Here is a 12,346-nt window from a genome sequence, read left to right as displayed (position 1 = left end):
ATTCCAAATCATACGAATACCTTTGTCATAAAGTGTCAAAACGACTCATATAGAGTCATTATAACGTGCAATTGTTAACGCTGTGTAAAGGCTGATTACCATTCGTTCCATAAATTAGGGCCATTCACTTTGCCAATCGCTTTCTTCTGGGTGCGTCCAAAGTTAAAACCATGGGTACGCAGTTCATAACCTTCTTCATTCAGTATGTCTGGAGAAATCGTTTTTTGCAATTCAGCAACTGAACGGGTGAGATAACCGGGCTTGTGCATATTAACAAGTAATAGATCATGATGTAAATGACTCAAACATTCGGCTAATGTCATCAAGTATGTGCTCCTTCAGATAATTACATCGCTTATTTTTAATATATTACCCTTGTCGCTTGTTTTTGATAATAGGCTAATGATGAAAAAAATACCCGATCACTTCATATGCAGATGATTCAAGCATAGAGGCAATCAGGTATTGGTTATTCTTTTAAATTCAGAATATGTTTGAGTTCGGTATGAGAATTCACATTCAGACGCGGTAAATGCATCAGATCATCACCAGGATGAACAAATCCAGGTCTGACAGTAAACGCCATGCGATATCCATTTTCACGTAACGTATAGATCATTTGATCCTGATATTCTCCATATGGATACGCAAAATAAGGGGTATCAATCTTTGTTTTGGTTTTCATTAATTCAATATCATTTTTGAGACGATCATTTTCTAGACCCACCGCAGCGGTATCTCCACATTGAATCGTATTTTTGTAATGAAGATTGTACGTATGGCTATTGTATTCAAATACATCTTTGGTCGCTTTCATTTCTTTGCGCGAAATGGTTGTTTTTTCTTTAGGTAGAAATTTTTGCGTTTTGCTTTTGAGCTTCGTACCTACGATAAAGATAGACGCATGGAATCCGTATTTCTTCAATACAGGATAGGCATAGACCACATTGTTCTGATAACCATCATCAAATGTAATAACCACTGTTTTTTGAGGTAACTGGATCTCCCCATTCACATATTGCTCCAATTCAGACAAGGTTGCTGTTTTGTATCCTTGATCGTGCAGATATTTCATTCCTTTGCTAAATGACTCTAGGCTCATCCGAGCATTATTTTTCTTTTCTACATTATATTTCTCAGGCACTACATAATGGTACATCAGTACAGGAATCCGTGCAGCTTTGCCTTCAGGAGCTGTCTTAATCGATTCAGAAGCAGATGCTACATTATCTTCGCCTGCATGGAGCAAGTTAGCAAATAGGTCATTCTTGGTATCGTAGGAAGCTTTGCAAGTCTTATAAGAAAAAGCTGAAGCATGTGGATACTTTAAGCTAAGTATGTAAAACGTAATCACAAATGCAATAGAAATATAGAGCATGATTACAAATAAATATCGAGCTCGCATCACTATTTCTCCTTTCTAAGCGCTTGGCAGTATAAGCGCGACTAAGTTCAATACAGCAATGATTTTTATATTATAAAATATCTTACATTAGCGCTTGGCAGTATAAGCGCTGAGATCATTCTATATCTAATATCGGCTTCGTCAAACTAAAATTTTATGGTGCTGTGGTTCTATGTTCTATCCCGGTATTAAAGGAAATTTCTTCTGCAAACGCTTTACCATAGCGCATTTTCAAAAGTTTGTCAGTGACATAATTCACTTGGTTTGGAGAGATGAAGGAGTATAGTTGTCTGTAGTGATAAGTATCACATGGCAAAATATCACGTCAAAGGCTTATTGTTGAACCTATCAAGCAAGGTCTCTCTGTCGGTCAGGAATATAGAATCGTAGACTGTAATTATCCAAAAGGATGTGTGAATCATGGCAGATTTCGTCAGATCAGTAACTTCACCTAGAAAATTTATTACAGGTCAGCACTTATTATCCAAACTCAATGATTATACTCGTGGTTATGGTGATCATGCTTATGTCATTTGTGATGAATTTATATTAGAACGTGCGCAAACAGAAGCAGCACCTACATTTACAGCTGCTAATCATAAAGTACATTTTGAGAAATTCGAATATGAATGTACCAAAGAAGAAGTGATGCGTCACCGTGAATTAGTACAGCAATCCGGTGCGAACGTTATTATAGGTATTGGTGGCGGTAAAACGTTAGATACAGCGAAAGCGACTGCTTATTATGAGCAACTTCCTGTAGTCATTTTCCCAACGATTGCGTCTACAGATGCGCCTTGTACCGCACTTGCTGTGATTTATAAAAAAGATGGTTCTTTCGATGAGTACTTATTCTTACCAAATAATCCAGATACCGTACTTGCAGATATGGGTATTCTTGCAGGCGCACCTGTTCGTTTCTTCGCTGCGGGTGTGGGCGATGCTCTAGCCACTTATTTTGAAGCTCGTGCGTGTTATGCTTCTAATGGAGATAATCTTGCTCTGATGAAACCAACAGCAACCGGACTTGGATTGGCTAAATTATGTTATGAAATGTTGCTTGATAATGCAGTGAGCGCAACCAAAGCCGTCCAACAAAAAGTTGTGACTAAAGCGGTTGAAAATACCATCGAAGCAACGATTTACTTGAGTGGAGTAGGTGCTGAATCCGGTGGACTTGCCGCGGCACATGCGATTCATAACGGGATGACTGCTGTTCCTTCGATCCACCGCGCTCAACATGGTGAGAAAGTCACATTCGGATTGTTAGCTCAATTGGTATTGGAAAACTCTCCGAAAGAAGAGTTCGAAACCGTAGTTAATTTGATCAAAGCAGTCGGTCTACCATTAACACTTGAAGATTTAGGTATGACTGAATTTGTAGAAGCAGAATGGCGCCAAGTGGCTGAATCTGCATGTGCACCGGACGATACGATGGGTCATATGCCTTTCCCAGTAACCGCAGACGATGTCTACAATGCGATTGTAGCTGCTAATGCAATCGCTCAAACGTACAAATAAAGAGTACTTTTAACAATACATGCAACACGTATATCTAAATAAAAAGAAGCCTTACCTCAATACACAGGTAAAGGCTTCTTTTTTGATACGAATAAATAAGTGACTATCATTAGATTAAGTATCATGAACTGAAGAATTCGGAACAAAGCTGTAACGACTAGCAGTCCATGAAATGACGAAAGCCACGAGAGCCAGTAGCATTAATACCCAAGGAAGGGCTAGACTTCCTACCGATAAAAGTAGAAGTCCACCGAGTGCTGCACCACCGCTTATCGCAAGATTCCAAGAGGTGACAAGCATAGATTGTGCAACATCGGCTTGTTCACCGGTAGCTTCAGCTAAAGCCGTCTGTAACAAGGTTGCCGCTCCTCCAAAAGTAACACCCCATAATACGACACCCACCATAATAAGGATCGCAGAATGACTGCCTATGCCCAAAATAAAAGCAGCTAAGGTGAAAATAGCAATACTTATAAGCACTAATTTACGTAACCAACGATCAATTAAAGCTCCCGTAATCCAGATTCCAATAATAGAAGTGCCACCAAATACAAACAAAACAACATCTGTACGTTGAGCTAGACTGGTAAAACTTAAATAAGGAGCGATATAGGTATACAATATATTATGTGCTAATACCCAGATAAACACGACACTTAAAATAGGACGTACACCTGGTAGGCAAAAAATAGTAGATAACGAATAACGCTGAGAAGTCGTTTGCCCTTTTACATTAGGTAATTTCCAGTAAATCCAAAATATCAATAGAAAAGAAAGTATAGACATCATGCCAAATACCCATCGCCAACCTACAAAATTACCTAGAAATGTACCCAGCGGAACACCCAGAGCAAGCGCAATAGGCGTGCCTGACATTGCGATAGCCATCGCTCGTCCTTTTAATCGATCCGAGACCAGTCTTCTTGCATAACCTGCAACCATTCCCCATAGAACTCCAGCAGCAACCCCTGCACCAAATCGAGCAATGACTGTGATCAAATAACTAGCCGATACCGCTGTAATCGTATTGAAAAGCAGAAATGCTACAATACAGACAAGTAGCAATGATCGCCTAGGCCAGTTACGCGTCAACGCAGTCAGCGGAATAGCTGCCAATAGTGATCCTAGAGCATACCATGTAACTAATTGTCCGGCAGAAGCTTCTGAAATCCCTAAGCCGAAGCTAATCTGAGGTAACAAACCCGCAGGAAGTGTTTCGGTAAGAATACCAATAAAACAGGTCATCGCTAGAACAAGCAAGCCTGCCCATGGCAATCGATCTAACGGTACAGGCTGTTCTAAAGCATCAGTAGATTTGGTGGTAGAGTGAACCAAAGATTTTACTATTGGTGTATCTTTTGAAATGTTTTGCTTTTGCTCCATTATCGTTCCCCCTTTAATGTAAACCTTGCTACTTCATAGGTATATATTTAGTATAATGAATAAGAAAATGTGGTTACATATCAAAAACAAGTTATTTAATTGTAGTTACTAATGAATTACAAGTAATTGATATCTAAAAATTTAATTGTATAGGAGAACGTATATGGATCACACAGATCAGCAGATTCTTGCTATTTTGGAACAGGATGCAAGAGTATCGATGACTCAATTAGGCAAATATGTAGGATTAACTCAACCCGCAGTGACGGAAAGAGTCAAACGTTTAGAAGAAAAAGGGGTTATTAAAGAATTTCGAGCGATTATTTCTCCTGAGAAAATCGGAAAAAGTGCAACAGCATATATCTTATTTAAAACAGAAAAATGTACACCTTTTTTAGAGTTTTGCCGTTCTGCTCCAGAAGTGATTGAATGCTATCGGATTAGTGGTGAATACAATTACATGCTCAAAGTAGTCAGTGATTCGACTGCATCTATCGAAGAATTTGGTAATCAATGCGATTTATGGGGACATTATATGATTTTGCTAGTGATGTCTGCTCCGATTGAGTTCAGTGGATTGATTTCTTCTCTACAAACAGAAAATCTTTTAGTATAAATAGGTAGTGTATGTATGAATATAATAAAGTAACAGAAATAACCCCTCTTCTAGTATGCAGAAGAGGGGTGTTTATTGTTGTTTTTAAAACATACCATTTTCATTTACTGTTTTGGCAGGGACATCTTGTGAAAGCATCCACATTTCAGCAATCTCATTGTTTTCAACACGGAAGATTTGGACAACAGATTGACCTGCATCGTCAGCATTCTTTTTCATCTGACTTTGGATCAATACCATATCGCCTTCTGCAACCATATTGACGACTGTTGCTGTGCTATCTGGATTGGCACGGAATTGAGCAAGGTAGTTGTTCACCAATGGCTCAATGCCATCTTTCATTTTCACATTATGCTGCACCAAAGATTCACTCACAACACCTGAAGCTGCATCTGTATTATGCTCTACAAAAAAGCTGTTAAAGAAGTTACTTACAAATTGAGCATTCGAAGCAACGATCGCTTTATCTGTTGCAGCTACATCTGCGGTTGTGGATGCACTTGGTAATAAGTTTTGGATCATACTAGAAGCGCCTGTTACCGATTGAACAGTGTTCCAGTGCTCTACAATCTTACCATCGGTTACACGGAAAATATCAACAGCTGCTTGACCAGGATCATCCGGATTAGCCATCGGATAATTCATCACAGCCACTAGATCATTTTGACCGATCATACCTTTGACATTTACTTTGTAGTCAGGATTAGCTTTGATAAATGAAGCGATATATGTTTTGAACGCTTCTTTACCTGTAGCGATCATCGGATCATGTTCTTTGTAATCATCTGCAAGATACATATCTATTTTATCGGCCTGATGTCCATTGAGTACATCTTGATACATACTAGCCACAACTTTTTTGTTAGCTACAATTTTGGCATTTTGAGCAGAAGCCGATTCTGTGCTAGCCGGATCCGTTGAAGTAGCACCTTCTGTTGGTGTAGTCGCTTCAGGGTTCGTTGCTGCCGGATTGCCTGTACCTGTATTTTCAGTAGTAGGTGTAGTGGCTGGTTGTTCTGTCGTACTGGAATTGCTTGTACATGCTGCCAGAGCAGACATTAACAAAATGCTGGTTAGGATCAAACTGATTTTTTTCATCATAAAACTCCTTTGTTATAAATAGTGAAAAAACGTCTGCGAAGCAAACTTCACTTTTGGATTGGGCTTGAAGTGTATCCTTTTTCTATTACCCATAGTTCACTATCATATCCCTAAAATGACAAAATCGACAACTTTCACGAATGATCAAGTACAGTCAAAAACCGTCTCCCTATACTAGCAAAGACGGTCATATGGAATATTAAGTTGCACATTCTAGGCAAGTTTTACGATTCGAGCGGAGCCACTTGTTGCCGATAAGCTTCTAATTTAGCAGTCATTTTATCATTCGATTGTGCTGCCAAATCCATTAATCCATGTAGATCGCTAAGAAGAGTACTAGATGGATAATCTTCTGCGGTATCTTCATCATTAAGTACAGCTAGGTACTGTTTTTTAGCGTCAGGATCGATCTTTTTACTAAGACTGTCGAACAGTTGAGTATTATCTGCACCATAAAATACGCTATACACAGCATACTGATAATTTTGCTTCATATCAGCTATACGATGAGATGTTGGATATTTCATTATAAATTGCTCCAAATCCAAAGTACGTTCTAATAGATCATCCCAACCGATCACAAGCCCTGCATCTATCATTGCCGGCTGATCGGATTCTTCCGCCATAATATCAATATAGGCATCTATATCTTTGGTGACATAATCGTCATACGCATCGTACTGATCGTAATCAATAATCGGCATATAATAGCCTTCGATATTCACAATGCGATAACCGCTTTTTTGGGTATTAGACAATAATTTTTTGAGCGCAGGCTCTTGAGCACGCTTGATCATATCGTCCATATCTTCATCACCATAGACTTCAGCTGATGTATACATGTTCATTAGTTTTTTTTGAATCGATTCTGTATATTTATTGGTCCACGCATCCATATATTTGTTCTGTGCATTTTCTAATGCTAGAACCAACGAAGTACCTGTTTGCGGAGATACTTTTTTGATATTCGTTTTGAGATAAGCTGTTGCTTGAGGAAGCTTTTCACTGCTGGTTAACATTTTTTTGAAACGGGCAACTATAGTTGCAGATGGGGATGTTGTTGTGGACGCCGATGCTAAAACGATGTTATTGCTTGTGCTTGTTACAGGAATAGTACTACTGTCAGATGCAGAAGTTATCGTAGTTAGTGTAGGCGCACTTTGCTGACTACATCCGATTGTTTGCAATACTAGTAGACCAGTCACCGTACACAGACCGACTTGTTTGAATAATTTCATAAGTTATCATTCCCCCTCTATTGAAATCACGCTATATAAAGCCTTATTCCTATCCCTACCCTTGCGAATCTGCACTGAATCTAAAGTAAAAACAATGTCATTTCTAGTGTGTGTTCTCTACATCATTAGTCAGATGGTCTGAAAGCATCGTTATGTACAATAAACGTATCAATTGGACAACGTAAAGCTATATTTCACAGTCATGGCTTCGATTGCCGCACGCATAGGAGCTTCAGGTTGACGAAGGAAAGAACCATGACCGACTGCAAGCAGAGACGGCTGGTAATGTAGTAATTTGCGAGCACTTGCCCATGCAGTGTGTTTATCCCATGTAGCGAATGCAGGAAAAGGAAATGCCCACCGCATATGACCAGCGACAGCCAGTCCACCTTTGATCTGAAAAGCATCGCCTACGATTAAATGACGATTCCGTGTATCCAAATAAGCCATTGATCCCGGCGTATGACCTGACACAGCAATAGACAATAATGAACCAATCTGATCACCGTTATCGACTAACACATCAGGAGAAGTGGTGATTCGCTTAGGAATAGAGCCACGAATCGGACGCTGTGCTTCATGAGAATCAAGTGTCCTATCCCCACTGATGATACGAGCATCCCGTCTGGGGATATAGACTTTGGCTTCAGGATAATACTGTTTTAATCGATCTAATGCACCCATATGATCGGTATGAACATGGGTAAGCACGATACGAGTGAGTGGCTTTTCCAGACTATGGATCGTCTGTACAATCCCTTTATAACTGCTAGACAAACCGGTATCTATTAATGTTAGTGTTTCATTTTCTTCTACAAGATAACAGTTCACCGGAAAAAGATGAGCGAACCATGTCATTTGATGTAATGTGCTCTCGCGTTGTACACGCATGTGTGTAATCACCTCTAATCTTCATTTTACCATTGATGGATCAGTGATAGGGGGAAGTTATAATAATATGTAAAAAAATGAAAACGATTGTAATTGAGAATGAATATCATTAAAATAGAAAGGGGATCATTTACTTCAATACAGTACGTTTGTTAAAAGGGGTTAGCGATGAATATAGATCAATATATAAAACTGTGGAATCAAGCTTCGATCCACGTGTTGGATGTTCAGCATCACTTCATTCCATACGAACAGTATGTGTCACCTTATCCTTTACCTGAAAATGGATTTCTATATACAGTGCGTGGACATGCGCTTATTCATGTCGATCATACCGCTTATCCTACAGAGCGATTTCATATGATACATAGCGGTAAAGGAAGTATTCTTCAGATTGAAGTCTTGGATGAATTATTAGAATACTATCTGGTGCTATACCGACCACAATTGTTGCTTTCCAATTCTAATGTCTATGCGTTAACAGATCATCATTATGTATTAGACACTTCCTATGCACTCAAACCACATCATCCCGTAATCGTACACGATAAAATCAAACAATTACAGCAAGCATGGACGCATATCCATCTATTACAAGAATTTCAAGTACGATCATCCTTTATGCAAATAGTGTACGACATATTGGAACAATTGCAGACAGATCAAGCTCAGAACACAACAACAGACCTTGTGACTCAAGCGATTCGTTATATTCATGAGCATTACGAACTTCCGCTAACGATCGATTCACTTGCAGCTACATTAGAATGCAGTCCACGTCATTTAGCTCGATTGTTTCGTAACAGTGATATTGGGCAGAGTCCGTCTGATTATCTGATTCGTTTTCGTATACAAAAAGCGAGTGAACTGCTTATTCATACAGAGCTAACGTTGCAAGATATTGCGATGAATGTAGGTTATCAAGATGGGTATTATTTCAGTCGTATGTTCAAAAAGTATAAAGGATTATCGCCTATTCGTTATCGTCAGGAACGTCGTCAACAGCTATGGAGTCCCAATATGACATCCACGATGTCCGATTTCTCTATTGTTGGCTTAGATGTACACCGCTATAGTGATAATGATTCTCAAAATCACACTTTAAGCGGAGGTACTTTTATGATGCATAATCCAATCAGACGTTCAGCAGTGTTAATGCTGCTTCTTAGTTTTACATTATTGTTAGGGGCTTGTTCTACCCCTACATCTTCAACGACTCCGATAAGTGAAGGCAATTCAAATAAGCAAAGTGCAAGCGGAGACAATGCTACTCAAGGATCTACACGTACGATCACTCATGATCTAGGCAGTACTGAAGTGCCTGCTGAGCCAAAACGTATTATTGTGTTAGAGCAAGGATTCACCCAGACTGTTGCTGAATTGGATGTCAAACCTGTCGGTGTAGCTGATGATGATAAGCCTGAACGTTTTCCACAAGATACACTGGCTTATATAGAAGGATATACATCCGTTGGAGCACGTTCAGAACCCAATCTAGAAGTGATGCGTACGCTCAAGCCAGATTTGATTATTGCGGATACGAGTCGTCATAGCAATGTATATGAAGAATTATCAGCTATTGCGCCTACGATTGTTTTCAAAAATGATACTGCTAATTATGAAGATATTATGGCTTCTACACGAGCGATCGGTGAAGCGTTAGGCAAGTCGGAAGAAACAACAGCTATGCTGGAGAACCATCAACAACAATTGGCAAAGCTAAAGCAATCGATTAACAGGAATCAATCCGTGCTGATTATTGCGGCTGATGAAGAAGCAAGCCAATCGTTTCAAGTACGCACAGATCAAGCATTCCATTCATCATTCCTGCAAGCGGTAGGGCTAAATTACGCATTAAGTGATACAGAAGAAGTCAGTCAACTGATGACGACAGAGCAATTGTTAGCGATAGATCCAGATCAACTGCTGATCTTAATCAATGAAGACGATCCATCTGTATTAGCAGGGCAAAAAGATAATCTACTCTGGAATCAACTAAAAGCCGTACAAACAGGCAAAGCGCATGAAGTTGAATTGGCTAAATGGTCAAGACAACGTAGTATCCCGGCACTTACCCATATCATGAGTGAAGCGACTACTTACTTTCAATGATCCCAAAATGGATCTTAGCCGTAACTAGCCTAGCGATCTTGCTGATTCTATTTGTTAGCTCGCTTATGATAGGTTCGTCTTGGATATCGTTAGCCACCGTCATCGATTATCTTCTGCACTATTCCACTACAGTGAAAGAACATATTATTTTGCATATTTTGCGGATGCCACGGGCGATAGCGATGATGCTGATTGGCGCTAATCTCAGTATTGCAGGCTGTATTATGCAAGCTTTGACTCGTAATCCGTTAGCTTCTCCAAGTATATTTGGAATCAATGCAGGCGCTTCTTTTATGATCGTACTCTGTACTATTATTTTGCCAACAGTAAATGGATTGGTTCTTGCAGGAGCAGGCTTTGCCGGTGGTCTTATCACAGTATTGATTGTGCTGATAATGAGCCTAGCGATTCGCGGGGGCAAAGTAGAAGTACGTATGGCATTAATCGGTGTAGTGATTCAAGCGCTGCTATCCTCTTTTACACAGGGATTATTGATCTTTAATGAAGAATCGGCTAGTAAAATCATATTCTGGCTCGCTGGATCAGCAGCAGGAGTCAAATGGGAGGAAATCCAATTACTGCTTCTATTTAGCATCATCGGATTTGTTATGGCTGTCAGTCTTAGTCGATCCTTATCATTAATAAACTTAGGCGAAGATATTGCGCGTGGACTCGGTCAGAAAATATGGACAGTGCGCATTGTAGGCAGTGTGATCGTTATTGTGCTAGCAGGGATATCCGTTTCTATTGTTGGGCCGATTGGTTTTGTAGGGTTAATCGTACCGCATATGACACGCTATCTGGTAGGAACCGATTACCGTCTTGTGATTCCTTTTGCCGGAGTATTCGGAGCGATATTGTTAACACTAGCAGATATCGGTTCACGCTTTGTGAATTTTCCAGCAGAGACACCTGTAGGGATTATAACAGCTCTTATCGGTGCACCTTATTTTGTCTATTTAGCTAGACGGCAGAGCAGGAGTTCATCATGAATAACCTTATCGGTCAAAAGCGTAATCTAATCATCATCTTGATTCTTAGCGTACTAACCTGCTTATTGATGATGATCAGTATTCAAGTTGGAGCAGTACGTATCAGCTGGTTAGAGATCGGCAAAGCATTTATTCAGCGTGGAGATGCTGATCTTACCTATATTATTCTTCATTATCGATTGCCTCGAATTATACTGGCGATATTAGTAGGAAGTGGGCTTGCGGTGTCGGGTCTGGTGGCGCAACAAATCTTGCGTAATCCGTTGGCGGCACCGGATACATTAGGGATTTCCGCAGGAGCTGCACTAGGAGCAGTCTCTACAGTACTACTTTTACCTGTAGAGATGCAGAGTACATGGCTTACATCATTGACTGCTTTTGTCGGCGGAGCGATCGGAGCTTCTTGTGTATATGGGTTATCGTACCGCAATGGAGTCGATCCTATTCGACTGGCATTAGTCGGCATAGCGGTAAGCGCTTGTGGAAGCACATTAGTCCAGTTACTTATCATACAATCATCTACGAATACCAATACCGTTCTGCTCTGGTTAAATGGTTCGCTCTGGGGACGTCATTGGGAGCAGGTTATGCAATTAGCACCGATTATTATCATTGTTGTGCCTATCATCTGGCTTTTAGCCAAATCGTTAGATATTTTTGGACTGAGTGAAGAATCTTCTAAAGGGCTAGGATTACGTATCGAGTGGATGCGGGCGATTTTGCTTCTGATGACTGTTATATTAGCTAGCGGTTCAGTAGCTGTTGTAGGTATGGTCGGTTTTGTAGGTCTGGTGAGTCCGCATATTGCTCGGCGCTTAGTATCTGGCGGGCATCGGTATTCTGTTCCTGTAGCAGCATTGGTAGGGGCTATCATGATGTTACTGGCAGATGTGATTGGACGGATACTGGCTCCACCTTTAGAATTTCCAGTAGGATTGGTAACGTCTGTGATTGGAGCACCTTATTTTCTATTTCTATTATGGCGTGAATATAAAAGTAAAAACCGTGCAGGTTAATGCTTGATCTGCATGGTTTTTTGCTGTTTATTTACAGGTGGAGAGATAGTAGCAGGAAGATATAGATGTTG

11 protein-coding genes are annotated in these 12,346 nt (G+C 40.1%); 5 read left to right on the top strand and 6 right to left on the bottom strand.

Annotated elements, in window-relative coordinates:
- Positions 1-95: 95 nt before the first annotated feature.
- Positions 96-323 (bottom strand): hypothetical protein, encoded by a 228-nt coding sequence (locus PTI45_RS10400; RefSeq protein ID WP_069327508.1) that lies wholly within the window; start codon positions 321-323, stop codon positions 96-98.
- A 146-nt stretch (positions 324-469) separates the two neighbouring features.
- Positions 470-1,405 (bottom strand): polysaccharide deacetylase family protein, encoded by a 936-nt coding sequence (locus PTI45_RS10395; RefSeq protein WP_069327507.1) that lies wholly within the window; start codon positions 1,403-1,405, stop codon positions 470-472.
- A gap of 420 nt (positions 1,406-1,825) precedes the next feature.
- Between PTI45_RS10395 and PTI45_RS10390 the strand changes: the two genes are divergently transcribed.
- A complete protein-coding gene (locus PTI45_RS10390; protein WP_069327506.1) occupies positions 1,826-2,926 on the top strand; it encodes a glycerol dehydrogenase in 1,101 nt (366 codons plus the stop codon).
- A 114-nt stretch (positions 2,927-3,040) separates the two neighbouring features.
- Here PTI45_RS10390 and PTI45_RS10385 read toward each other — a convergent pair whose 3' ends face one another.
- On the bottom strand, positions 3,041-4,309 hold the full coding sequence (locus tag PTI45_RS10385) for an MFS transporter (RefSeq protein WP_083243461.1): 1,269 nt from the start codon (positions 4,307-4,309) through the stop codon (positions 3,041-3,043).
- 163 nt (positions 4,310-4,472) lie between these two features.
- On the opposite strand from PTI45_RS10385, the gene PTI45_RS10380 reads away from it, so the two are divergent.
- Positions 4,473-4,925, top strand: coding sequence for an Lrp/AsnC family transcriptional regulator (locus PTI45_RS10380; RefSeq protein WP_069327505.1), 453 nt, complete (start codon positions 4,473-4,475; stop codon positions 4,923-4,925).
- 84 nt (positions 4,926-5,009) lie between these two features.
- Here the strand turns inward: PTI45_RS10380 and PTI45_RS10375 are convergent, their stop codons facing one another.
- The 3 genes from PTI45_RS10375 to PTI45_RS10365 all read right to left on the bottom strand — a co-directional run bounded on the left by PTI45_RS10375 (position 5,010) and on the right by PTI45_RS10365 (position 8,155).
- Entirely contained in the window at positions 5,010-6,023 is a 1,014-nt protein-coding gene (locus tag PTI45_RS10375) for a nuclear transport factor 2 family protein (protein WP_069327504.1), read from the bottom strand.
- Positions 6,024-6,250: 227 nt separating this feature from the next.
- Complete coding sequence (locus PTI45_RS10370; RefSeq protein ID WP_069327503.1) at positions 6,251-7,264, bottom strand: hypothetical protein; 1,014 nt, start codon at positions 7,262-7,264, stop codon at positions 6,251-6,253.
- 168 nt (positions 7,265-7,432) lie between these two features.
- Positions 7,433-8,155 carry an MBL fold metallo-hydrolase gene (locus PTI45_RS10365; RefSeq protein ID WP_069327502.1) on the bottom strand — a complete coding sequence of 241 codons (723 nt, stop codon included), beginning with the start codon at positions 8,153-8,155 and terminating at the stop codon, positions 7,433-7,435.
- A gap of 168 nt (positions 8,156-8,323) precedes the next feature.
- Here PTI45_RS10365 and PTI45_RS10360 point away from each other — a divergent pair, with 168 nt between their 5' ends.
- Genes PTI45_RS10360 through PTI45_RS10350 form a run of 3 tightly spaced genes read left to right on the top strand, consistent with a single transcriptional unit; the run spans position 8,324 to position 12,275 of the window.
- A complete protein-coding gene (locus tag PTI45_RS10360) occupies positions 8,324-10,267 on the top strand; it encodes an ABC transporter substrate-binding protein (protein WP_069327501.1) in 1,944 nt (647 codons plus the stop codon).
- Complete coding sequence (locus tag PTI45_RS10355; RefSeq protein ID WP_069327500.1) at positions 10,264-11,259, top strand: FecCD family ABC transporter permease; 996 nt, start codon at positions 10,264-10,266, stop codon at positions 11,257-11,259. Before PTI45_RS10360 ends, PTI45_RS10355 begins: the two co-directional genes overlap by 4 nt.
- Positions 11,256-12,275 (top strand): FecCD family ABC transporter permease, encoded by a 1,020-nt coding sequence (locus PTI45_RS10350; protein WP_069327499.1) that lies wholly within the window; start codon positions 11,256-11,258, stop codon positions 12,273-12,275. The genes PTI45_RS10355 and PTI45_RS10350 overlap by 4 nt, the downstream gene beginning before the upstream one ends.
- Positions 12,276-12,346 lie beyond the last annotated feature (71 nt).

The sequence above is a fragment of the Paenibacillus nuruki genome, assembly GCF_001721045.1.
Taxonomy (GTDB): domain Bacteria; phylum Bacillota; class Bacilli; order Paenibacillales; family Paenibacillaceae; genus Saccharibacillus; species Saccharibacillus nuruki.
The sequence above is the reverse complement of the archived record's forward strand: the minus strand, read 5'-3'. Positions and strand labels throughout refer to the sequence as shown.

Bases quoted from the DNA above. Each gene is read 5' to 3' on its own strand.
- PTI45_RS10400 (WP_069327508.1), bottom strand. From the start codon at position 323: ATGACATTAGCCGAATGTTTGAGTCATTTACATCATGATCTATTACTT.
- PTI45_RS10395 (WP_069327507.1), bottom strand. From the start codon at position 1,405: ATGCGAGCTCGATATTTATTTGTAATCATGCTCTATATTTCTATTGCA.
- PTI45_RS10390 (WP_069327506.1), top strand. From the start codon at position 1,826: ATGGCAGATTTCGTCAGATCAGTAACTTCACCTAGAAAATTTATTACA.
- PTI45_RS10385 (WP_083243461.1), bottom strand. From the start codon at position 4,309: ATGGAGCAAAAGCAAAACATTTCAAAAGATACACCAATAGTAAAATCT.
- PTI45_RS10380 (WP_069327505.1), top strand. From the start codon at position 4,473: ATGGATCACACAGATCAGCAGATTCTTGCTATTTTGGAACAGGATGCA.
- PTI45_RS10375 (WP_069327504.1), bottom strand. From the start codon at position 6,023: ATGAAAAAAATCAGTTTGATCCTAACCAGCATTTTGTTAATGTCTGCT.
- PTI45_RS10370 (WP_069327503.1), bottom strand. From the start codon at position 7,264: ATGAAATTATTCAAACAAGTCGGTCTGTGTACGGTGACTGGTCTACTA.
- PTI45_RS10365 (WP_069327502.1), bottom strand. From the start codon at position 8,155: ATGCGTGTACAACGCGAGAGCACATTACATCAAATGACATGGTTCGCT.
- PTI45_RS10360 (WP_069327501.1), top strand. From the start codon at position 8,324: ATGAATATAGATCAATATATAAAACTGTGGAATCAAGCTTCGATCCAC.
- PTI45_RS10355 (WP_069327500.1), top strand. From the start codon at position 10,264: ATGATCCCAAAATGGATCTTAGCCGTAACTAGCCTAGCGATCTTGCTG.
- PTI45_RS10350 (WP_069327499.1), top strand. From the start codon at position 11,256: ATGAATAACCTTATCGGTCAAAAGCGTAATCTAATCATCATCTTGATT.